This is a genomic window from Cupriavidus sp. USMAA2-4, from assembly GCF_001854305.1.
In the GTDB taxonomy this organism is placed as follows: Bacteria; Pseudomonadota; Gammaproteobacteria; order Burkholderiales; family Burkholderiaceae; genus Cupriavidus; species Cupriavidus malaysiensis.
Genome location: NZ_CP017749.1, coordinates 3,292,807 through 3,315,440, shown reverse-complemented (window position 1 = coordinate 3,315,440; position 22,634 = coordinate 3,292,807). Strand labels below are relative to the sequence as shown.

20 protein-coding genes are annotated in these 22,634 nt (G+C 70.4%); 10 read left to right on the top strand and 10 right to left on the bottom strand.

Going from position 1 to position 22,634, the window contains the following annotated elements; all coding sequences use genetic code 11:
- Positions 1–136: 136 nt before the first annotated feature.
- The 7 genes from BKK79_RS34440 to BKK79_RS34410 form a co-directional block, all read right to left on the bottom strand.
- Positions 137–982: an isocitrate lyase/PEP mutase family protein gene (locus tag BKK79_RS34440; RefSeq protein ID WP_071040078.1), complete on the bottom strand. Its 846-nt coding sequence runs from the start codon at positions 980–982 to the stop codon at positions 137–139.
- 246 nt (positions 983–1,228) lie between these two features.
- Positions 1,229–2,149, bottom strand: coding sequence for a LysR substrate-binding domain-containing protein (locus BKK79_RS34435; RefSeq protein ID WP_071019604.1), 921 nt, complete (start codon positions 2,147–2,149; stop codon positions 1,229–1,231).
- Between the two features lie 172 nt (positions 2,150–2,321).
- Positions 2,322–4,457 (bottom strand): phosphocholine-specific phospholipase C, encoded by a 2,136-nt coding sequence (locus BKK79_RS34430; protein ID WP_071019607.1) that lies wholly within the window; start codon positions 4,455–4,457, stop codon positions 2,322–2,324.
- 50 nt (positions 4,458–4,507) lie between these two features.
- A complete protein-coding gene (locus BKK79_RS34425) occupies positions 4,508–4,708 on the bottom strand; it encodes a hypothetical protein (RefSeq protein ID WP_071019609.1) in 201 nt (66 codons plus the stop codon).
- Between the two features lie 31 nt (positions 4,709–4,739).
- A complete protein-coding gene (locus BKK79_RS34420) occupies positions 4,740–6,752 on the bottom strand; it encodes an alkaline phosphatase family protein (RefSeq protein ID WP_071019612.1) in 2,013 nt (670 codons plus the stop codon).
- A 370-nt stretch (positions 6,753–7,122) separates the two neighbouring features.
- Complete coding sequence (locus BKK79_RS34415) at positions 7,123–7,392, bottom strand: hypothetical protein (RefSeq protein ID WP_083384486.1); 270 nt, start codon at positions 7,390–7,392, stop codon at positions 7,123–7,125.
- Positions 7,393–7,669: 277 nt separating this feature from the next.
- On the bottom strand, positions 7,670–8,635 hold the full coding sequence (locus tag BKK79_RS34410) for a helix-turn-helix transcriptional regulator (protein ID WP_071019615.1): 966 nt from the start codon (positions 8,633–8,635) through the stop codon (positions 7,670–7,672).
- Between the two features lie 361 nt (positions 8,636–8,996).
- Here BKK79_RS34410 and BKK79_RS34405 point away from each other — a divergent pair, with 361 nt between their 5' ends.
- A complete protein-coding gene (locus tag BKK79_RS34405; RefSeq protein WP_071040077.1) occupies positions 8,997–9,812 on the top strand; it encodes a MetQ/NlpA family ABC transporter substrate-binding protein in 816 nt (271 codons plus the stop codon).
- Positions 9,813–9,895: 83 nt separating this feature from the next.
- Here the strand turns inward: BKK79_RS34405 and BKK79_RS34400 are convergent, their stop codons facing one another.
- Positions 9,896–10,501 (bottom strand): 2-hydroxychromene-2-carboxylate isomerase, encoded by a 606-nt coding sequence (locus tag BKK79_RS34400; protein ID WP_071019619.1) that lies wholly within the window; start codon positions 10,499–10,501, stop codon positions 9,896–9,898.
- A 287-nt stretch (positions 10,502–10,788) separates the two neighbouring features.
- On the opposite strand from BKK79_RS34400, the gene BKK79_RS34395 reads away from it, so the two are divergent.
- Positions 10,789–11,487 (top strand): PadR family transcriptional regulator, encoded by a 699-nt coding sequence (locus BKK79_RS34395; protein ID WP_084085545.1) that lies wholly within the window; start codon positions 10,789–10,791, stop codon positions 11,485–11,487.
- A 65-nt stretch (positions 11,488–11,552) separates the two neighbouring features.
- Complete coding sequence (locus BKK79_RS34390) at positions 11,553–12,365, top strand: siderophore-interacting protein (protein ID WP_071040075.1); 813 nt, start codon at positions 11,553–11,555, stop codon at positions 12,363–12,365.
- A gap of 354 nt (positions 12,366–12,719) precedes the next feature.
- On the opposite strand, the gene BKK79_RS34385 is transcribed toward BKK79_RS34390, so the two are convergent.
- Entirely contained in the window at positions 12,720–13,589 is an 870-nt protein-coding gene (locus BKK79_RS34385) for an IclR family transcriptional regulator (protein ID WP_084085543.1), read from the bottom strand.
- Between the two features lie 90 nt (positions 13,590–13,679).
- On the opposite strand from BKK79_RS34385, the gene BKK79_RS34380 reads away from it, so the two are divergent.
- The 6 genes from BKK79_RS34380 (at position 13,680) to tdh (ending at position 20,579) form a co-directional block, all read left to right on the top strand.
- On the top strand, positions 13,680–14,678 hold the full coding sequence (locus BKK79_RS34380) for a tripartite tricarboxylate transporter substrate binding protein (RefSeq protein ID WP_071040074.1): 999 nt from the start codon (positions 13,680–13,682) through the stop codon (positions 14,676–14,678).
- Between the two features lie 209 nt (positions 14,679–14,887).
- Complete coding sequence (locus BKK79_RS34375) at positions 14,888–16,465, top strand: class I adenylate-forming enzyme family protein (protein WP_083384488.1); 1,578 nt, start codon at positions 14,888–14,890, stop codon at positions 16,463–16,465.
- Positions 16,466–16,475: 10 nt separating this feature from the next.
- Entirely contained in the window at positions 16,476–17,285 is an 810-nt protein-coding gene (locus tag BKK79_RS34370) for a citryl-CoA lyase (RefSeq protein ID WP_071040073.1), read from the top strand.
- Complete coding sequence (locus BKK79_RS34365; RefSeq protein WP_071019632.1) at positions 17,282–18,097, top strand: SDR family NAD(P)-dependent oxidoreductase; 816 nt, start codon at positions 17,282–17,284, stop codon at positions 18,095–18,097. The genes BKK79_RS34370 and BKK79_RS34365 overlap by 4 nt, the downstream gene beginning before the upstream one ends.
- Before the next feature lie 126 nt (positions 18,098–18,223).
- Positions 18,224–19,426, top strand: coding sequence for a glycine C-acetyltransferase (locus BKK79_RS34360; RefSeq protein WP_071019635.1), 1,203 nt, complete (start codon positions 18,224–18,226; stop codon positions 19,424–19,426).
- A gap of 124 nt (positions 19,427–19,550) precedes the next feature.
- Positions 19,551–20,579, top strand: coding sequence for an L-threonine 3-dehydrogenase (gene tdh, locus BKK79_RS34355; protein ID WP_071019637.1), 1,029 nt, complete (start codon positions 19,551–19,553; stop codon positions 20,577–20,579).
- Between the two features lie 44 nt (positions 20,580–20,623).
- Here the strand turns inward: tdh and BKK79_RS34350 are convergent, their stop codons facing one another.
- A complete protein-coding gene (locus tag BKK79_RS34350; RefSeq protein WP_071019639.1) occupies positions 20,624–21,061 on the bottom strand; it encodes a universal stress protein in 438 nt (145 codons plus the stop codon).
- 437 nt (positions 21,062–21,498) lie between these two features.
- On the opposite strand from BKK79_RS34350, the gene BKK79_RS34345 reads away from it, so the two are divergent.
- On the top strand, positions 21,499–22,578 hold the full coding sequence (locus BKK79_RS34345) for a Leu/Phe/Val dehydrogenase (protein WP_071019642.1): 1,080 nt from the start codon (positions 21,499–21,501) through the stop codon (positions 22,576–22,578).
- The last annotated feature ends 56 nt before the right edge of the window (positions 22,579–22,634 follow it).

Here is a 22,634-nt window from a genome sequence, read left to right as displayed (position 1 = left end):
GTCGCGCGCACCGCCATGGGAAGCTCAGCCAGGAAGGGGAGCAGCGCCAAGGGCAAAGAATGGGAGAGCAAGCCAATGCCGGCGCAAATGGCATGTTTCCCGGCAGCATGCGCTGCCACGGCGGCGCCCACGCGGATCAGTTGGTCGCGCAGGGGCGGAAGATCGCGTTGATCGCCGCGCCGCTCGCGGCAGTCCGCATGTAGCCGAAGCTGCCTTGCTCCTGCATCTCACGCGCGGCCTGCATGAAGGCGCCCAAGGCGCTGCGCGCCATCGCGCCTCCCACGCTGACGCGCCGGGCCCCGAGGGCAAACAGTTCCGGTGCGTTCAGCGTCGAGCCGCCGAAGCCGGCCAGGACGTTGACCGGCCTGTCCACCGCGCGTATCACCGTGGCGATATCCTCGCTGCGGCTCAGGCCCGGTGCATAGAGCACGTCGGCGCCGGCTTCCTGGAATGCCTGCAGCCGGGCGATCGTGTCTGCCAGGTCCTGCTTGCCGAGGAAGAAGTTCTCGGCCCGTGCCGTGAGGGTAAAGGGGATGGGCAGGGCGCGCGCGGCCTCCACCGCCGCGCGGATCCGTTCCGCGGCGAAGCCGATGTCGTAGAAGGGCGCGTCGGCGCGGCCGGTGACATCCTCGATGGAGGCGCCGACGACACCGGCCTGCGCGGCCTGCCGGATGGTGCGGGCCACATCTTCCGGCGCGTCGGCGTAGCCGTTCTCAAGGTCGGCGCTGACAGGCAGCCCGGTCGCCGCGGCAATCTCCTCCAGGTGGGCCAGCACCCGTTCGCGCGGCACCGCGCCGTCCGGCAGGCCGAGCGAGAAGGCAAGTCCCGCGCTGGTGGTGGCCAGCGCTTCGAAGCCGGCATGGGCGAGCAGGCGGGCCGTGCCGGCATCCCAGGGATTGGGAATGATGAAACCCTCGCCCTGGAAATGGCGATCGCGGAAGGCCTGGGCCTTCTTCCGATGCTCGGCAGAGAATGCTTGCATGATGAGGTCGCGGGCGCATGGCCCGACTGTGTGATGGGACGTAGATTTCACTGTGCATCGCCCCCGGAATCAAGGGAAATGTGCGCATGCCGGGGATGCCGGCCGGGCATGCCGGCGGGGGCTCCGGCATGCGCGGACCGCAGCGGGCCGCACCCGCTGCACCGGGGCGTGCTCCGGCCGACCGCCCGGGGCAAGCATCCAGGGCAAGCACCCGGGCCGGTATCGAACGATGCGGCCCGTTATGCCTCAGGTCCGCGCCGGTGCCGGCGCCGGCCTGCGGGTCCCGACCCGTTCCCCGCCGCGCTCCTGCGGTAACACCAGGCAATCGAGGAAGGCCCCCAGCAGCCGTGTCCCCTTGCGGTTCTCCAGGCAATACAGGTACTCATGCAACACCGGTGGCTGGCACGAGAACGGCACCACCCGCAGCGCCGGGTCGTCCGGCACTTCGCCCAGGGGCACCACGCTCGCGCCCAGGCCCTGGCGGATCGCTTCGTAGATCGCCTCGCGGCTGCCGATCACGGTGTGCTGCGGCAGCTCGAAGCCGGCGTCGGCCAGCGCGGTCTCGGTCGCCTTGCGGGTCATCGAGCCGTGTTCGCGCATCAACAGGTGGCAGGTGGTGAGCTGGGCCAGGCTGACGCTGGTCTGGCGCGCCAGCGCATGGGTGGGCGGCGCCACCAGCACGAGCGGGTCGGAGGCCAGCATCACGCGCGCCAGGCGGGGGTCGTCGACGGTGTGGGAGGAGATGGCGACGTCGATGCGGTACTCGAACAGCGCGTCCAGCATCTGCTGCGAGTTGCCGATGTCGATGCTGACGTCGATGGCGGGGTAGCGCTGGCGGAAGGCGGCCACGCTGCGCAGGATGTAGTACGGGCCGGTGGCACCGATGCGCAGGTTGCCGAAGCGCAGGTCGCCGGCGTTGCGCAGCAGGAAGTCGGCGCTGCCTTCCTGCTGCACCAGTTGCTCGACGATGGGCATCAGGGCCACGCCGACGTCGCTGAGGTCGACACGGCTGGCGCGGCGGTAGAACAGTTCCACGCCGTAGAGGTCTTCGAGCTGGCGGATGCGGCCGGTGACGGTGGGCTGGCTGACGCGTAGCTGCTTGGCGGCGGTCGTGATGCTGCCCTGGCGGGCCACCTCGAAGAAGGTCATCAACAGGTCGCCGAGCATGATAGGGGTGGGAGAGTATGCGGGGCGCCAGTCTACGGGCGGTTTGTGACAGTCGCGTGGATGGCGTGCAGACAGGCGGCCTCCCTGGCCGGGAGGCCGCCTTGGCGAAGGCTGGTTCACTGAACCGGGGCGCAGGTGGGTGGCGGGCCGGCGGGCCGGCCCGCGCGGCGCATCAGCCCTGGCCCATGGCGGGATCGGAGACGCTGTCGGCGCCGGTCTCCAGGCGTCCGGCGAAGCGGCGCAGGAAGCCGCCCTGGGCGGTGGTCACGGTGAAATCGTACCAGTTGCCCTGGCGGCCCACCGGCCAGTGCTGCTCGATCTGCTTGCCGGCCGGGATCTCGTAGGTCCAGGGGCCGTCGCCGCGATAGGCGTTGGCGGTCACGGTGAAGGTGCAGGCAGCCGTGCCGGTGTTGATCAGGTCGAGGTAGACGTGGGCATTGGCCACGTCGTAGCAGACGCGGATCTCCGGCGCGCTGGCGCCGGGCACGCCGAGCGCGCTGACATCGCCCTGGAAGGCGCGGTGGAAGCCGTTCGGGCCAAGCACCCACAGGTCGTACTTGCCGCCGTCGCTGGCGAAGGTGTCCCAGCTGCCGCTGAGTTCCTTGCCCGGCTCGATCGCGTAGCGGCGCGGCACGCGGTCCAGGTGCAGGCGGTCATAGACGTGGAACACCGCGGCGGCCTTGCCGGTGTTGCGCAGGGCCAGCCAGACGCGGCGGCCGGCGTAGTCTTCGCGGGCGCTGACGTGCAGCTCGTAGGGCAGGGCCCGCGAAGGGCGCGAGCCGGTGGCCTGGGCCGGCAGTTTCTGCGCCGCCACGGTGGGCAGCGGTACCTGGGCCAGCAGGCCTTGCGCGGTACGGATGGCGTCGGCGCTGGTCTTGTCGCGGTTGGGCAGCGTGGGCAGCACCTCGCGGTTGGGGGTGACGAAGTTGAAGGCGGAGGTCAGGTCGCCGCAGACGGCGCGGCGGAAGGCGCTGATATTGGTCTCCGCCACGCCGAAGCGGGCTTCCAGGAAGCGCAGCACCGAGGTGTGGTCGAACACCTGCGAGTTGACCCAGCCGCCGCGGCTCCAGGGCGAGACCACGTACATCGGCACGCGCGGGCCCGGACCGTAGGGGTGCTGGTCGGTGTGATATTCGCCGTCGGCCGACATGGTCGCGCCGCCCGCCAGCACGCCCCCGTCGTAGGCCGGCGCGCACGGCGGCGGCACATGGTCGAAGAAGCCGTCGTTCTCGTCGAAGTTGATCAGCAGGACGGTGCGGCTCCAGATATCGGGATTGGCGGTGAGGGCATTGAGCACTTCCTGGGTGTACCACGCACCCTGCACCGGGCTGGACGGCCCGGGGTGCTCGGAGTAGGTGGCGGGTGCCACGATCCACGAGACCTGGGGCAGCTTGCCGGCGGCGATGTCGTCCTTGAAGGCCTGCAGGAAGCCCGCGTCCGGCATGGTGTTGCCGATGCCTTTGATGAGCGGGCTGATGGTCTCGTCATTGACGGTGTAGGCCGGATAGGGGCTGCCGTTGGCCGCGTTGCCGCGCGCGGCGTTGGCCTTGCGGTACTGGTCGAAGCCGGCGAGCGGGTTGTCGGTGTAGTTGTCCGGCATGTTCTGGTAGACCTTCCAGTTCACGCCGGCGGCCTGCAGGCGCTCCGGGTAGGTGGTCCAGCGGTAGTTGATGCCGGTGGCATCGAGCGAGTCGCCGCTGTTGTCGATCACCGGCCCGCCGAAGGCGCCGGTGGGATCGTTGGTGCCGGTCCAGTGGAACAGGCGGTTGGTATTGGTGCCGCCGTGGAACGAGCAGTGGTAGGCATCGCAGAGGGTGAAGGCATTGGCCAGGGCGAACTGGAAATCGAGTTCGGCCGAGGTGTAGTAGCCCATCGACTGCGTCTGCTTGTAGGTCGGCCACTTGTTCATGCGGCCGAGGTCCCAGGCGTTCTGCGCGTCGGGGTAGCTGTGCGGCGTGCCGCTGACGCGCTGGGCGTTGCCGGCCTGGCTGTCGAGGTGGTACGGCAGCACCGTGCGCGAGCCCGAGGTGTAGGTCTGCTGCCAGACGTTGAGGCCGCCGGCGAGCGGGATCGGGAAGCGGTCGCCGAAGCCGCGCACGCCCATCAGCGTGCCGAAATAGTGGTCGAAGGAGCGGTTCTCCTGCATCAGGATCACCACGTACTCGACGTCGCGGATGGTGCCCGTGGCGTTGTTGGCCGGGATGGCCAGGGCGCGGCGGATGGAAGGCGGGAAGGCGGCCAGGGCCGCGGCGGCGGCGGTGCCGCTGCCGGCCATGCGAAGGAAGTTGCGTCGGCTGGACGAAGTCATGTCAGTGCGTGCAGCGTGGAATGGTGGGCGGTTTCCGGCAGGCGCGGCGCTCAAGGCGCGCAGCGCTTCTGCGGCGTCTTGTCGGGCGTCTGGTTGGGCGCATCGGCGTCGGCCGCGGGCGTCGCCGGCGAGCCGGTGCCGCCGGTGGTGCCGGCATTGCCGCCGTCGCCGCCGCAGGCGGCCAGCGCGGCGCACAGCAGCGCGGCGCCGAGCCAGCGCATGCGCGCAAGAGTGGGGAGGAGTGGCGTCATGTCAGTGAGGTCCGATGATGAGGTTGGGCTGTCACGGCTGCAGCGAAGAGATCGGCTGGCGCGAGCCCGGGATCGACTTGAGCTCGTCCAGCGTCAGGGTGCGTGTCCATATCGCCAGGTCGTTGAACTCCATCACGCCCTTGAGCGAGCCCGGATTGTTGGCGACGTAGTTATGCGTGGCGTCGTCGTTGACACCCCAGGTCTTGGTGCCGAGGCCGCCGAGCTTGCTGACGTCAGTGTTGGCGATGGCCTTGTTCTCGGTCTTCTGCAGGCCCAGCACGGGGTCGATGATGTAGGCGCTGAAGGTCTTGGCGGTGGCGTTGATCGACAGGGCGACATAGGCCCACTGGTTGGCGCTGACCTTCATGCCGGTGATGTCGTCGCGCTTGCCGCCGCTGCCGATGTTGAAGCGGAGCTCGCAGCTGCCCCACAGGGCGATGGCAATGCCGGGGTTGCTGCCGGTGTAGTAGTCCTTGTTCGACAGGATGGGCTCGCCGGTGCCGTTGCCCTGGGTGCAGTCCGTCTTGAACCAGAAGCCCATGGTGAACTGCGGGCTCAGCGCCAGGTCGGTGCCGCTGAAGGCCAGTTTGTAGGCATCGATGCGCGAGTCCACCTTGAGCGCGCCGCTGCCGAAGTTGTCGGTGCTGGCCGAGCCGCCGTCGGTGCCGGCGATCCACGGGCCGAGCGTGGAGGCGCCCTTGACGTCGACCGGAGGCAGCTTGTCGAAGCTGTAGTAGAGCGCCAGGTTATTGGTCAGCGTGGTCGCCAGCGGGGTCGGCCGGATGTAGTTCATCTGGGCCAGGTAGGACGTCGGCACGCCGTTGCGCACCAGCGTGTAGTTGAAGCGGTACAGGCCGCTGGCCAGGTCGAAGCCGCTGTCGTTGTACTGGGTGGTGCCGGCCGGCAGCGTCGCCACCGTCTTGCCGTCGCGCAGCAGGGTCATGCTGCCGCTGGCGGCGGACGGGTTCTGCCAGTTCAGCAGCAGCGCGTCGCCGTAGCGGCCGACGGTGGTGGCGATGCCGCGCACGCCGGTGGCGCTGGCGATCAGCGAGGCGCCGTCGGTGGCATTGCTGGCCGCGTCGGCGCGCACGCCGACATGGTCCAGCAGGGTCGGGGCGATGTCGGCGCCGCTGGGCAGCGCCGCCAGCTGGGCATTGTTGGTCGGGGCCGGACCGCCGGGGCTGGTCAGGTCTGCGTTGAGCGCCTTGTTGAGCGCGATGAAGGCGGTGCGGTTCTCCAGCATCGGCACCGAGGTGGTGGCGCCGGTGGCGTCCAGGCCGTGGCTGGCCGTGACCAGTACCAGCCAGTCCTCGCCGGGGTTGGCCTTGCGGCGCTCGGCGACGGCAGCCAGCAGCTTGCCGAGCGCGGCGTCGACACTGACCAGGGCGCTCGTGTAGGCGCTGCTTTCGAGGCCTGCCGCGGCCGCGGCGGCGGCAGGCGCGGTGTAGTGCGCGAACACCGTGTCGTAGCCCGCGCGCACCAGGCGCAGGCTGTTCTGGGTGACGCAGTCGTCGGCGCCGGCGCAGTCAACCAGGGTGTTCAGCGCGCCGCTGGCCTGGTCGGACTTGAGCAGGCCGGGCATCACCATCGAGCTGGTGGCGGCGCCAGCCTGGCGCGCGCTGCCGGCGGCGCTGCGCAGCCGGGCGAACAGCGTCGGCGCCTGCAGCTGGCTGGCGCTGTCGTCGGCGATGCCATGGCGGTTGCGCCAGGTGCCGCTCAGCACCGTGGCCCAGCTCGGCGCGTCCAGCGGTGCCTGCTCGGTCACCGTGCCGAGGGTGCCGCCGGTGGCGCTGGGCATCAGCGTGAGCTGGCCGAGATTCGGCAGCGCGTGCGCCAGCAGCGCCGACTGCAGCGCGGAATAGGTGGCGCCGTCCACGCCGACCAGCAGCACCTTCTTGCTGGCCGTCGCCGGTGTCTGGGTGCTGGGCGAGGGCGGGTTCTGCCCGCCCGATGCCGCAGCGCCGTCATCGCTGCCGCCGCAGGCGGCCAGCGTGCCGGCCAATGCCAGTCCGCACGCCAGGCGTGCGTGTCGAGTCCATGCCATCTGAGATTCCCCTTCTTCTGTTGTGCCGCGGCGCCTGTGTGCCACGGCGCTGGATGCGTGTCGGATTGCGCTCCCCGCAATGCGTACGCAGCGTAAGGAGGGGGCTTGTCATCGCAGTGACAGATGGGGAAAGAATCCTGATGCGGTCATTCGGATTCTTGGCCGCGCACCGGCTGAGCGGGCCGCGCACGGGGTTTGCCGCCGCGTGCGCGGGCAGGGCCGGGCCGCTCACCGGAGGGGGCGGGCCGGCGCCATGCGGGACGCTAGGAGGGGACCGGAGACTGGCGTATGCAGGCGGGCCGGCCCCCTCAGGGAGGGCGGCCGGCCCGGCGCGGAAAAGAGGGAACGGTGCGGCGCGAGTGCGCGGCGCTCAGTTGCCGCCTTCGCTGTAGGGGTCGCGCGGGGCGGAAGACGAACGGCTGCCGTCAGTGAACGGATCGCGCAGGTCGCTGACGGTGCGCATGCCGTCGGTGTAGGGGTCGTGCGTGCCGGTGGCGCTCCGCGCTGCGGCGGCGTAATGGGCGTCGATCGACGGACGGGCCGCCCCGATCGCGCCCGGGGCTGCCTGCGCGGCGCAGACGCCGGTGCCCAGTGCGGCCGCGAGGGCCGCCATCCAGGCCATTCGATGATGAGGTGTCATGGGTTTCTCCTGCGGGTGACGGGGCATGCCCCAGGGGGAGCGGCGCGGGCGGCGGCGCATGGACAAGGGAGCGCCGCGCGCACCGTGCCTGGCGGGAGTCGGGTGCTTCCGCCGGGGCGCTTCCGCCGGGGGGGGCTGGCACGGGCCTTCCGGCCGCGCAGGGTGAGCATAGGAATCGGCGCCGGGCCTGCCAATGATGCAAATGCATCAATCCCCGCAGCCAGCGTGTGTCCAGTGCGCATCCAGTGCGCATCCAGTGCGCGTTCGTGTGGCGCATTCAGAAGGCGGCGGCCTTGAGGTGCAGTACGAGTTCCGCGTTGGAGCGGATGCCCAGACGCTCGTGCGCGCCGGCGATGTGGTTGCGCACCGTGGCCGGCGCGATCGACAGCTTGCGCGCGATCGTCTTGTAGCTGTCGCCGGCCGCCAGGCATTGCGCGATGGCGAGTTCGCGCGCGGTCAGGCGGTCGACCGGGAGCCGTGTCCTGGCCCGCAGGAAGAGCGGCTCGCCGCCGAGCACGCGGCGCACGGCGATGGCTTCGCCGAGGAAGGCCGGCCGGCCCTGCGCGACCAGCGCGGCGCGCAGGGCTTCGGGCAGGTGCAGTGCCTCGGCCTGCGGCCATTCCGCGCGCAGCAGGTCGAGGAAGGCCGCTTCGGCGTGCAGGATGTAGCCGCTGAGGGCGACGATGGCGCCGGGATAGCGCTGCTCGCCGAAGGAGGGCGGCAGCGCTGCCAGCGCCAGCGACCGGTTGATGGCGAGGGCTTCCATCAAGTGGGGAACCAGGTGGTGGCACAGGCGTGTGTCGGCCGCGCTGAAGTGCTGGTTGGGGGCATGGCGGTACAGCGACAGGCTCTGTACCGTGCCGTCCTGGCCGGGCAGCACCGTGATGAGGCCGTTCGCATGGCGGAAGCGTCGTTTGTAGTCGAGCAGCGCCTTCTGCGAGGCGGCGCCGAACTCGCTCTCGGCATGAAAGCGTGCCGGCATGCCCGGGCTTGCCAGCGCACGCAAGGCCGCGGTGTCCTGCAGCGAGATGCTTTCGTACAGCAGCGGGGCTTCGGGGTCGTCGTGGAACAGATGCGCGCAAAGGAAATGGATGCCATCCGGTGCGATCCGGCCGATGCCCCACTTGCCGGCGTCGAAATGCAGCGCGCCCTGCAGTGTCCGCAGCACCGTGTCCTGGAACGAAGCCGCGTCGCATTCGTGCGCGCACCGGTAGAACTCGAGGATGAGGCGCGGAATATCCATGACGGCCTCCCGTTCATGCCCCCCGGCGTGCCCGGCAACTCTTTGCCCATGGTAGGCAAGATCCGCGCGCGCGGCCAAGCGGAATCGCAAGCGCGCCGCATTCGCGCGGCGCGCGCGGCGCCCGCGCTCAGGGATGGGTTCTGGAAATGCCACCCGAGGCGCGCGGCGGTGCGGCCGATGGTGGCGATGCCATCGTGGCGCGCATGGCATATCGATAGCCGAACTCCTTCATTCCCGTCGCCGCGGCGTGTCGCTAGGATGGGCAGCACATGCCCGCCGGCAGGTGCCGCGGGCCGCGGCCGGAGCCTGCCCGCGCGGGCGGCGTGGCCGCGACACCTTCGCACAGGACAGAGGAGCCTTCATGCAACGCCGTCACGTTTTCCACGCCGCCACGCTCGCGCTGGCACTATCGCTGTCGGTCGGGGCCTTGCCGCTGGCCCGCGCCGCCGACCAGGTGGTGCGCCTGGGCACCATGAGCGGTCCCGACGCCCAGATCTGGGAAGTGGTGCGCGAGGTGGCCAAGCGCAAGGGTGTCGACGTGAAGATCGTCGAGTTCAATGACTACGCGCAGCCCAATGCGGCGCTGGATGCCGGCGATCTCGACGCCAACGGTTTCCAGCACCGTCCCTTCCTCGACAGCCAGGTGCAGGCGCGCCACTACAAGATCGTCAGCGTCGGCCTGACCTATGTGGCGCCGATGGGCTTCTATTCGCGCAAGGTGAAATCGCTGGGCGAGCTGCCGCGCGGTGCGCGCGTCGGCATCCAGAACGACCCCTCCAACGGCAACCGCGCACTGCTGCTGTTGCAGAAGGAAGGGCTGATCAAGCTGCGCGCCGGCGCGGGCACGGGCGGCCGCAACGCGACGCCGCTGGACGTGGTCGACAATCCGAAGCGGCTCAAGCTGGTGGAACTGGACTCGGCCATCCTGCCGCGCGCGCTCGCCGACCTCGACGCGGCGTCCATCAACACGGACTATGCCGTCAAGGCCGGCCTGTCGCCCACGCGCGATGCCATCGCCACCGAGGACCTGCGCGGTCCTTATGCCAACCTGATCGCAGTGCGCGAGCAGGACCAGGACAAGCCCTGGGTCAAGCCGCTGGTGGAGGCCTACCAGTCGCAGGAGGTGCGCGACTTCCTGGCCCGGCAGTTCCACGGCGCGATCCTGCCGGCCTTCTGAGGGGGGGGCAGGGCCTGCCCCTGTTGCATCCTGCGGCGCGACGCGGGCCGCCGCCGGGCGGCGCCGACGATCCTCCGCGGCGCTCACTCCGTCAGCGCTTCCTCGACGAAGTGCAGCCGGTCGTTGCCCCAGAACAGCTCCTCGCCCACGATGAAGCTCGGCACGCCGAACACGCCGCGCGCCACCGCGGCTTCGGTGGCCTGCTTGAGGGCGTCCTTGACGGCAGGATCGTCGATCATGGCCAGCGCCGCGCGCGGGTCGAGGCCGGCCTGCGCGAGCACTGCGCCGATCTCGGCCGGATCGTTCAGGTTGCGCCCGTCCACCCACATGGCCTGGAAGATGGCCTGCACATAGCGCTGGAAGAGCGCCTCGTCCTGGCGCTGATAGCCCATCGCGGCCCGCATCAGCATCAAGGTGTTGATGGGGAAGTGCGGATTGTGGCGGAACGGCGCGCCATACTTCCTGGCCCAGCGCGCCAGGTCGGTCTTCGACCAGCGGCCCTTGGCGGGGATCTCCGCCGGACTGTGGTTGCCGGTGGCCTTGAACACCCCGCCGAGCAGGATGGGCCGCCAGGCGATGTCGGCGCCGGCGCGCTGCGCCACGCGCGGCGCCTCCAGGTAGGCGAGGTAGGAATAGGGGCTGCCGAAGTCGAAGAAGAACTCCAAGGTGCGGCGCGCGGACTGTTGCATGGTCTTGTCTCCTGTGTCGATGCCATGTCCATGTCGTGGGCGGGTCCGGAAGGGACCTGGCCGGAACGGTCGCGGTATATTTGTATGACGACCGTTTAGTCACGAACGTTAGGGCCGGGCATGCTTCATGTCAAGAGGACAAGGCGCGTCGGCAGGGGGGGCGGCAGGATGCCGCAAGGCGGGCGGGGAAGGGGAGAATGCCGCCGCGCCGGGACAAAGCCGTCCTTGACAAGTCACGCCACGCTTTATATCGTAAGATATGTTTTACGATATATCGGAGTGAATCCATGCATTCCCATTCCTTTGGCAGAGGTCTCGGCCGGCACTTGCTCGGTCATCTCTCCGAGCAGTTCGGCGAGCGTTTTGCGCGCCACGCCATCGGCCGCCACTCGCGCGGCGGCGGCCGCGGCTTCTGGAGCGGCTTCGGCGATGCCGATGGCGGCGACGGTACCGATGGCTTCGATGAGGGCGGCTGGCGGCGCGGGCGCAAGTTCAGCGCCGACGACCTGCAATTGCTGCTGCTGTCGCTGCTGGAAGAGCAGCCCAGCCACGGCTATGAACTGATCAAGGCGCTCGAGACACGCACCAGCGGCTTCTACAAGCCCAGCCCGGGCGTGATCTATCCCGCGCTGACCTATCTGGAAGAGGTCGGCTACGCCACCGTGGATAGCGAGGGCAACAAGAAGCGCTACCACCTCGCCCAGCCGGGGCGCGACCATCTCGAAGCCAACCGCGAGCGCCTGGCGCTGATGCTCGGCAAACTGCGGCACGTGGCGCGCAAGATGGAGTGGATGCGCCGCGCCATGGCCGGCGAAGCGCAGGTCGAGCCGGAGGCCGGCGGCTGGCTGCCAGAGTACGTGGCCGCGCGCCAGGGCCTGAAGCGCGCGCTGGTGCTGCGCGGCGAGGCCTCACCCGACGAACAGCGGCGCATCGCCGCCATCCTGCAGCGCGCCACCGCAGAGATCGAGGCGCCGGGCAAGGCCTGAGGCCGATGCCGGCGCACCCCGCTTTCCCACGCCTTGCCCGGCAAGGCGGATCGACAAGGAACTTCATGACGACACGCGACCTGACCGTGCAGCGCGTGCGCCATCCGCTCAAGATGCGGCTGGTGCAGGTGCTGCGTACCCGCCTGGTTTCCCCTCAACTGCTGCGCGTCACCTTCGGCGGCGACGACCTGGCCGACTTCCATTCGGGCTCCTTCGACGACCACGTCAAGGTGTTCTTTCCCGCCCCGGGGCAGGACCAGCCGGCGCTGCCCGAAGTCGGGCCGAACGGCCCGGTGTTCCCGGAAGGGGCGGCGCGGCCCGCCGCGCGCGACTACACCCCGCGCCGCTTCGACAACGCCGCGTGCGAGCTCGACATCGAGTTCGTGCTGCACGGCGACGGCCCCGCTTCGACCTGGGCGGCGCAGGCGCGTGCGGGCCAGTTCCTGGGCATCGGCGGGCCGCGCGGCTCCTTCGTGATCCCGCGCGAGTTCGACTGGCACCTGCTGGTGGGCGACGAGACCGCGTTGCCGGCGATCGGCCGCCGGCTGGAAGAACTGCCCGCGGGCAGCCAGGCGCTGGTGGTGGTGGAAGTGGCCAGCCCGATCGCGCAGATCCCGCTGCAGAGCGCCGCGCAGCTTACCGTGCGCTGGCTGCATCGCAACGGCGAGGCCGCCGAAGGCAGCCTGCTGGCGCCGGCGCTGCACGACCTGCAACTGCCGCCGGGCGAAGGCTATGCCTGGGCCGCCGGCGAAGCGCAGGCGATGCGTGCGGTGCGCCAGCACCTGGTGGGCGAACGCGGCATCGACAAGAGCCGCATCCGCGCCTCGGCCTACTGGAAGCGCGGTGCCTCGGCGGTGCACGAGACGCTGGAGGATTGAGCTTCGCGGCGGCGGGGCTGGCTGGGAGGGTTGGGATGGTTGGGTTTACACCATCGGCTTCGTCTTTTGGCTCGCGGGCTGGACCACACCGACGGCTTCGTCATGCGTGGCGCCTTGCTGAACCACCCCTCTCCCCAACCCTCTCCCCGTGCGGGGAGAGGGAGCCAAGACAGTGTGCTTGGCGATTGGTGTTGGTGCATCTCGTCGGCTCCGCCCAGTGCGATGGGCTTCGCGCCGCGCTGGTTTGCTCCCCTCTCCCGCCTGCGGGAGAGGGGCCGGGGGAGAGGGCAGGCGCTGGCAGCCCCGCCGCGCCATCCATCGCCCAGGCACGCCTCCCCTGGCAGATCGCCCGCGCTACAAGCCGCGCGGCAGCTGCGTGGCAAACGCCTTGCGCATCGCGCGCACGATCAGGTCTTGCCGTGCGCGCGGCATGCGGGCCATGGTCGAGGCCACGCTGATGGCCGCTACCGGTTCGTCTTCCGCGTCGCGCACCACCATGCCCACTGCCAGCACATCGCGCGTGGCATGGTTGCCGATCACCGACCAGCCGCGCTCGCGCGTGGCGCGCACCAGGATGCGCATGCGTTCCGGCGTCATGCCGCCGTAGCGTTCGAGCGTGGCCGCGTTGGCCGCGATGACGCTTTCCACTTCGCGGTCCGGCAGCGCCGACAGCAGCGCCAGCCCGGCCGCGCCGACGCCAAGCGGCTGGCGCGTGCCGACCTGGATCACCAGCACCTGCACCGGATAGCTGCCCACGTGCCGCGCGATGCAGTGCGACAGCGCGCCTTCGCGTACCACCGCGAAGGCGGCGTCGCCGCAGGCTTCGCTGACCTGGGCCAGTACCGGCTGCAGGCGCGAAACCACGGCGGGCGTGCCGCGCGCCTGCGCCACCGCCGCCAGGCGGGGTCCGCCTACATAGCGGAAGCGCCCCTTCTGCGTCACGTAGCCGCATTCGACCAAGGTGGCGAGCAGGCGGTAGACGGTGGCCCGCTCCAGGCCGGCGGCACGGCACAGGTCGACCACGCGCAGGCCTTCGCGGCCGCCCGCGAGGATGGCATCGAGCAGTTGCAGGCCGCGCCGCAGCGTGCGGCTGCCGCTGTCCTCACCGGCTTCGGCGGCTTCGGCGTTGTCCGCGGCGGGTGTGGCGATGGCGTGGGCGCTGGCCGGACCGGCGGCGAAAACGTCCGGCTGGCGGACATTCCGATTGGCGGGGCGGGAAGGCATGGGGAAGAATCTGCTGGTCGTAGGAGCCGTCCGCCAGTATGCCGCAGCGCGGCGCGAACGGCTCCCGGCAGAACAGAAAGAGGAGACAAGATGACCATGCAGACCCAGGGTCGCCGGCATTGGCTGGCGCTCATGGCGGCGCTCGCCCTCGGTGCGGCGCTGTCCCCCGCGGCGGCGCGTGCCGACGCCGCCAACTGGCCCACGCGGCCGATCCGCCTCGTCGTCGGCTATGCCGCCGGCGGCGCTACCGATGTGCTGGCGCGCATCATCGCGCTCAAGATGGGCGAACAGCTCGGCCAGGCGGTGATCGTCGACAACCGCGCCGGCGCCAACAGCAACGTCGGTGCCGAGATGGTGGCCAAGGCGGCGCCTGACGGCTACACGCTGTACGACTACACCATCGCCAACACCATCAATGCCACGCTCTACAGCAAGCTCGGCTACGACCCGCAGAAGGACTTCGAGATGATCGGCCTGATCGCCAAGATCCCGAACATCCTGGTGGTCAATCCCAAGCTGCCGGTGCACTCCGTGGCCGACTACGTGCGCTTCGCCAAGGCCTCGCCCGACGGCGTCACCTTCGCCTCGTCCGGCAGCGGTTCGTCGATCCACCTGTCGGGCGAGATGTTCAAGATGCAGGCCCACCTCAATATGCTGCACGTGCCCTACCGCGGCAGCGCGCCGGCGGTGTCGGACCTGCTGGGCGGCCAGGTGCAGTCGATGTTCGACAACACGCCGTCCTCGCTGCCGCATGTCAAGGCCGGCCGCCTGCGCGCCATCGCCATCACCAGCGCGCAGCGCTCGCCGCTGCTGCCGGAGGTCCCAACCGTGGCCGAGTCGGGCTACCCGGGTTTCGACGTGCAGTCCTGGTTCAGCCTGGCCGCGCCCGCCGGCACGCCGCGTGCGGTGATCGACAAGCTCAATGCCGTGCTGAACAAGACCCTGGGTGCGCCGGACGTGCGCCAGCGGCTGCAGGACCTGGCCGCCACGCCGGAGCCGGGCACGCCGGAACAGGCGCGCGCCTTCGCCGCCGCCGAGATCAAGCGCTGGCGCGAGGTGGTCAAGCAGTCCGGCGCCAAGGCGGACTAGTCCACTGAATCATTGAAATGGGAGGGGAAAGACATGGCATGCGGGAATCAGCGCTAGGCGCAAAGCGCAGCCATAGCACGGCTATGGCGAGCATTTGCAACGACGCGATGAGCCCGCATGCCATGGCAGGCACCGACCGATTTCAGCGATTCAGTGGACTAGGACCGGCCCGCATTCGCCAGCCAATCCACAGGAGAGACAGCCCAATCATGTACCCCATCGACTTCTTCTGGCGCGCAGCCCAGCGCTGGCCCGAGCGCCCGGCCATCGACGCGCCCGAGGGCACCATCGCCTATCGCGAGCTGGCCGCGCGCGTGGCGGCGCTGGCCGCCGCGCTGCAGTCCCTGGACAGCGCACCGCAGAGCCGGGTGGGCATCTGCGCCGGCAACAGCGCCGAGCATATCGTTGCCTTGCTGGCCGTGCTGGCCTGCGGCAAGGTGTGGGTGCCGCTCAACCCCAAGAGCACGCATCCTGAGATCCGCCGCATCCTCGAGGTGACCGAACCCTCGATTCTGGTGCTCGACCCGGCCTGTGCCCCCTTGCTGGAGGGGGCGCCCGGCGCGCGCGTCCATTGCGGCACCGCGCCCGCGGACGGCCTGAGTGTCGCCGGGCTGTGCGCGGCGCACGCGGGGGCGCCGCGCCCGCTGTTCGACCTGCCGCCCGAGGCCACGCAGGCCATCAAGTTCACCGGCGGCACCACCGGGTTGCCGAAGGGCGTGATGCAGCCCTACCGGGCCTGGATGGCCAATATCGCCAACCAGATCCAGGCCTGGGGTTTCGACGCCGACGATCGTTATGTGGTGGCCGCGCCGGTCACCCACGGCACCTCCACCTACCTGCTGCCCATCCTGGCCCAGGGCGGCTGCCACGTGGTACTGGCCGGCGCCGGCGCCGAGGCCGTGCGCGAGGCCTTCCGCACGCGCGGCGGCACGGTCTGCTTCATGCCGCCCACGCTGATCTACATGCTGATGGCGCTGCCGGGCGCCTCGCGCGCCGATTTCCCCGCGCTGCGGCGCCTGATCTACGGCGGCGCGCCGATGCCGCCGGAGAAGATCCGCCAGGCGCGCGACTTCTTCGGCCCGGTGCTGGGCACTACCTACGGCCAGACCGAGGCGCCGCAGATCCTGACCGTGATGCGTCCCGAGGACTTCGAGCAAGAGCAGAACTGGGCGGCGGTGGGCCGCGCCACCTGGTTCAGCGACGTCGCCATCATGGCGCCGGACGGACGCCTGCTGCCGCCCGGCGAGGTGGGCGAGGTGGTGGCGCGCGGCGACCTGCTGATGGGCGGCTACTGGAAGCTGCCCGAGAAGACCGCGCAGACCCTGGTCGACGGCTGGCTGCACACCGGCGACCGCGGCCTGATCGACGAACGCGGCTACCTCTACCTGAAGGACCGTCTCAAGGACATGGTGATCACCGGCGGCTTCAACGTCTATCCGGTCGACGTGGAGAACGCGCTGGGCCAGCACCCGGCCGTGCACGAATGCGCGGTGTTCGGCGTGCCCGACGATAAATGGGGCGAGGCGGTGCAGGCGGCCGTGCAGCTCCGTCCCGGCATGCAGGCGCAGGAAGCCGAGCTGATCGCCTTCGTGCGCGAGCGCCTGGGCCCGGTGCAGACACCCAAGCGTGTCCATTTCCATGCCAGCCTGCCGCTGTCGCCGGTGGGCAAGGTGCTGAAGACCGCCGTGCGCGAACAGGCCATCGCCGCCGATGCGGCGGGCCGCGGTCACCAGAACCCCATCCGGAATCAGAACCAGAACCAGACCCAGAACCAGACCCAGAACTGAGGAGACCGCCATGACAACCAAGCCGGACCAGGGCCCCGTCACCCGCCTGTGCACGCACACGCTGACCAGCCTGCACTATCGCGATGCCAACCTGGTTGAAGACCTGATGGGCAAGAAGACCTTCACCGAGGTGATGCTGATGCAGATCCTGGGCCGCACGCCGCGCCCGGTCGACCTGCGCATCACCGACGTGGTGCTGATCGTGCTGATGGAACACGGCCTGACCCCCAGCGCCATCGCCACGCGGCTGATCTATATGAGCGCGCCCGAGAACCTGCAGGGCGCGGTATCGGCGGGGCTGCTCGCGGTGGGCAGCTCCTTCGTCGGCACCATGGAGAACTGCTCGCGCCTGCTCGACCGGATCGGCGCTGCCGCCGATCCGGATGCCGAGGCCCTGGCCATCGCCCGGCACTACAAGGAGATCAAGGGCGCCGTGCCCGGCTTCGGCCACCACCTGCACAAGCCGGTGGACCCGCGCGCCTACAAGCTGCTGGAGATGGGCCGCGCGGAGCCGGACCTGGCGGGCGACAAGATCCGCGCCCTCGAACGGCTGTCGCAGGCCGTGGACGCGGTGGCCGGCCGCCCGATCACCATCAACGCCACCGGCGCCGTGGCGGCGCTGCTGGGCGAGATCGGCGTGCCGACCGGCGTGATGCGCGGCTTCGCCGTGATCTCGCGCGCGGCCGGGCTGGTCGCGCATATCGTCGAGGAGCAGCAGAGCCCGTCCGGCCGCTTCATCTGGGATACGGTGGAGGAAGCCATTCCCTACGTGGGGGAAGGAGGCAACGGAGGCGGCAAGGCCGGCGGAGCCGGGCAATGAACGCGCCGGCGCTGCCGCTCGACCTGTCCGGCCGCACCGTGCTGGTGGCCGGCGGCGGCTCGGCGGGGCCAGGCTGGAGCATCGGCCGCGCTTCCTGCGTGACCTACGCCCGGCTCGGCGCGCAAGTCTGCGTGGTGGACCGCGATGCCGCCTCGGCCGACGAGACCACGGCGCTGATCCGCGCCGAGGGCGGCAGCGCGCTGACGCTGCAGGGCGACCTGGCGGAGGAGGGCGACATCGTGCGCGTCTTTGCTGCCGCGCGCGAGCACTTCGGCCGCATCGACGTGCTGCACCACAATGCCGGCATCGGCAAGACCGGGGGGCCGATGGAGACCAGCGCGGCCGACCTCGAGCGGGTCCACGCCGTCAATGTGCGCAGCCTGCTGCTGTGCACGCAGCAGGTGCTGCCCGGCATGGTGGAGCAGGGGCGAGGCGCCATCGTCGCCATCGCCTCGGTGGCGGGCATGCGCTACGTGGGCTATCCGCACCTGGCCTACAGCGTGACCAAGGCCGCGGTGATGCAGTTCACGCGCATGGTGGCGCAGCAGTACGCGCCGCACGGCGTGCGCGCCAACACCGTGGTGCCGGGCCTGATCGACACGCCGCGCATCGCCGGCACGGTGGCGCACATGTTCTCGCAGGACAGCCTGGACGAGGCCCGCCAGGCGCGCGCGCGCCAGGTGCCGATGGGGCGCATGGGCAGTGCCTGGGAGGTGGCCCACGCCTGTGCCTTCCTGGCCTCGGACGCGGCGGCCTACATCACCGGCACCGAGCTGGTGGTGGATGGCGGCCTGACCGGCAAGTACGCCTGAGGCGGCAGCCTTGGCGCGGCCGTCTTGTGCGCGCCCGGCGCGCGCACTAGACTGGTCGGGCCGGGACGCGCGCGGGCGCTCAGTCCGCCGCTCCGGCCTGCCATCTTGCCGCCCGGGGGAGCCGACATGGACGACCGCTATCTTCCGCATCTGCGCGACACGCTCGCCGCCATCCGCGCCGAAGGCTTCTACAAGGCCGAACGCGTCATCGGCAGCCCGCAGGCCGCCGCCATCCGGCTGGCGGCCGGCGGCGAGGTGCTGAACTTCTGCGCCAACAACTACCTGGGCCTGGCCGACGACCCGCGCCTGATCGAGGCGGCCCGTCGCGGCCTCTCGGAAGACGGCTTCGGCATGGCGTCGGTGCGCTTCATCTGCGGCACGCAGTCGGTCCACAAGACGCTGGAAGCCTCGCTGGCCGCCTTCCTGCGCTACGAGGACACCATCCTCTACTCCAGCTGCTTCGATGCCAATGGCGGCCTGTTCGAGACGCTGTTCGACGATCGCGACGCCATCATCAGCGACGAGCTCAACCACGCCAGCATCATCGACGGCATCCGCCTGAGCAAGGCGCGCCGCTACCGTTACAGCAACAACGACATGGCCGACCTGGAGGCCCGCCTGCAGGAGGCCGAGGCCGGCGCCGCGCGCTTCAAGGTGATCGCCACCGACGGGGTGTTCTCCATGGACGGCATCGTCGCCAACCTGAAGGGCATCTGCGACCTCGCCGACCGCTACCGCGCGCTGGTGATGGTGGACGATTCGCACGCGGTGGGCTTCGTCGGCGAGCACGGGCGCGGCACGCCCGAGCTGTGCGGCGTCGAGGGGCGCATCGACATCCTCACCGGCACCCTCGGCAAGGCGCTGGGCGGCGCTTCCGGCGGCTATGTGGCGGCCCGGCGCGAGGTGGTCGAACTGCTGCGCCAGCGCTCCCGGCCCTACTTGTTCTCCAACGCGCTGGCGCCCAGCATCGCCACCGCCACGCTGAAGGTGCTGGAGCTGCTCGGCAGCGAGGAGGGCGCCGCGCTGCGCGCGCGTGTGCGCGCCAACGGCGAGCTTTTCCGCCGCGAGATGAGCGCGCTGGGTTTCACGCTGGTGCCGGGCCGGCATCCCATCATCCCGGTCATGCTGGGCGACGCCGACCGGGCCACCGCCATGGCCGACGCCCTGCTGGCGGAGCACGTCTACGTGATCGGCTTCTCCTATCCGGTGGTGCCGCGCGGGCGTGCCCGCATCCGCACGCAGATGAGCGCGGCCCACACCCCGGCGCAGGTCGAGCAGGCGGTGGCAGCCTTTGCCAAGGTCGGGCGCAAGCTGGGCGCGATTCCCTGAGGGGTTCCCCGCCGTGCCCGGCCTGGTCTTGCACCTCATGTTGCGCCTTATGTTGCGCCTCATGTTGCGCATCGTGCTCCGCTTTCCGCCCGCCATCGCCTAAGCTGGAAGCAGGAGGTCCAGCATGAAAGCCCTTGCCAAGCTAGAACGCGCGCCAGGCCTGGCGCTGACCGACCTGCCCGAGCCCGAGGTCGGCCACAACGACGTGATGATCCGCATCCGCCAGACGGCCATCTGCGGTACCGATGTCCATATCTGGAAGTGGGACGAGTGGGCGCAGCACACCATCCCCGTGCCGATGCAGGTCGGGCACGAGTACGTGGGCGAGGTGGTGGCGATCGGCCAGGAGGTGCGCGGGCTGGCCATCGGCGACCGCGTCTCCGGCGAGGGCCATATCACCTGCGGCTTCTGCCGTAACTGCCGCGCCGGGCGGCGCCACCTGTGCCGCAACACGGTCGGCGTCGGGGTGAACCGCGCCGGTGCCTTCGCCGAATACCTGGTGATCCCCGCCTTCAACGCCTTCCGCATCCCGGACGATATCCCCGACGAGATCGCCGCCATCTTCGATCCCTTCGGCAATGCCACCCATACCGCGCTGTCCTTCAACCTGGTCGGCGAGGACGTGCTGATCACCGGCGCCGGGCCGATCGGCATCATGGCCGCGGCGATCGCGCGCCACGTGGGCGCCCGCAACGTGGTCATCACCGACGTCAACGACTACCGCCTCGCGCTGGCGGCGCGCATGGGCGCCACGCGCACGGTCAACGTCGCGCGCGAGGACCTGGGCGAGGTGGCGGCCGGCCTGCACATGGTCGAAGGCTTCGACGTGGGCCTGGAGATGTCGGGCGTGCCGTCGGCGTTCGCGGCCATGCTTGAGGCCATGAACCACGGCGGCAAGATCGCCCTGCTGGGCATACCGCCGTCGAGCGTGCCGATCGACTGGAACCAGGTCATCTTCAAGGGCCTGGAGATCAAGGGCATCTACGGCCGTGAGATGTTCGAGACCTGGTACAAGATGGTGGCGATGCTGCAGAGCGGGCTGGACCTGGCGCCCATGATCACGCACCGCTTCCCGGTGGCGGAGTACGAGGCGGGGTTTGCCGCCATGATGTCGGGCAACAGCGGCAAGGTGCTGCTCGACTGGGAGGCCTGACGGCGGGGCGGTGCAGGCGTCCGGCGGCAGGCCTGGCGAGGGATCTAGCGGTAGACCAGCACGGGGATGCTGCCATGCGTCAGCACCTTGCGCGTCTCGCTGCCCAGCAGCATGCCGACCATGCCGCGCCGGCCGTGCGAGGCCATCGCGATCAGGTCGCAGCCCTTGTCGCGTGCGGTGTCGAGGATGGCCTCGTAGGGATGGTCGTGGATCAGCGCCACCGTATCGCAGGGCACGCCGGCTTCGACCGCCTCGCTGGCGAAGCCACCCAGGTAGTCCTCCGCGGCGCGGCTGGCCTCGCGCGCGTACCGTGTGCGGGTGTCGCCCAGCAGTTCCACCTGGTAGGTGTGGAGCTGGAAATCCGGGATCACATGCAGCAGCGTGAGGCGGGCGCCGATGGCGGCGGCGAATTCCAGCGCCTTGCGGAAGGCGGCCTCGGAGCCCGGGGTACCGTCGACCGGCATCAGCAGGTGTTGGAACATGGCGGGCTCCTTGCGCGGGAAGCGTTGCCGGACAGCGTGCCGGGAGGCCGGTGGGCGGTCCGGGATCGTGCCTTGAGTATAGGCTCGCGCACCCGTGCCGCAATGCGGCCCCGGCCACGTAGCCCGGCCGCACGGTACGGCCCTCCGCTGCGGCGGGCCAGGCCTGGCCCGCCGGATGCCGCCGCCGTCAACTCCCCTGAAACCCTGATGCCGCCGCCGCGCGGATTCCGCTACGATGCGCCCTCGGTGCCGCTTCGCATGGCGGCAACCGCGAGTTTCCCGGGCCAGGCGCCAACACAATTGGCACCCGGTCCGCCCATGATGGCCGCCGCCGCTTGCCGGCAGCCGTCGAACCTGCACCGCTTCGCGACCCGACGCGGTGTGCCGGGAAGGCAGAGCTACCCCTTTGCGCTTCCATTCCTGCTGGAGAAGACGTCTTGACTGCACGCATCCCCGCCGACGCCGCCCGCGGCCTGTTCGGCACGGGCGAAGGCCCGTCCCATGAGCACATCACGCTTGCCACCGACCCCGCGTCGGGCCTGCGAGCCATCATTGCCATCCACGATACGTCCCGCGGCCCGGCCTTCGGCGGCTGCCGCTACTGGACCTATGCGGCCGAGCAGGACGCGCTGACCGACGCCTTGCGTCTGTCGCAGGGCATGTCCTACAAGAACGCGCTGGCCGGGCTGCCGTTCGGCGGCGGCAAGGCCGTGATCCTGCGCGCGCCCGGCCAGACCGACCGCGCGGCGCTGTTCCAAGCCTTCGGCCGCCTGGTGGAGTCGCTGGACGGACGCTATATCACCGCCGAGGATGTCGGCACCACGGTGGAAGACATGCGCGCCGCCCAGGCGGAAACGCGCTATATCAGCGGCCTGCCGCGCGCCGGCGGCTTCGGCGGCAATCCCTCGCCCAAGACCGCCTATGGCGTGTTCGTCGGCATCGAAGCCGCGGTGCAGGTCGCGCTGGGCCGCACCGGCCTGGACGGCGTCTCCGTGGCCGTGCAGGGCCTGGGCTCGGTCGGCTGGGAGCTGTGCCGCCTGTTGCACGAAGCCGGCGCCCGCCTGGTCGTGGCCGACGTCGACGCCGCCAAGGTGGCGCAGGCCGCCGAACGTTTCGGCGCCCGCACCGTGGCGCCGGACAACATCGTCCAGGTGCAGGCCGACGTGTTCGCGCCGTGCGCACTGGGCGCCGTCATCACGCCGGCGGTGGCCGCCGGCTGCGCCTTCCAGGTGGTGGCGGGCGGGGCCAACAACCAGCTCGCCTCGCTGGCCGAAGGCGATGTACTGCAGCGCCGTGGCATCTTCTACGCACCCGACTTCCTCATCAATGCCGGTGGCATCATCAGCTGCGCCCGCGAATTCCTGGGCGGCGCCGACGAGGCCACGGTGATGGCCGAAGTGGCCGGCATCCGCGAGCGCGTGCTGGAGCTGGCCGAGCGCGTGCGCGCCAGCGCCCAGGCGCCGGCCCGCGTGGCCGTGCTGTGGGCCCAGGAGCGTCTGCGCGAAGGCGCGGCCTGAGGCCAGGGCACGGCGCCGCGCTCCGCCGTCGCGCTGGCACATCGGTAGCGGCGGCG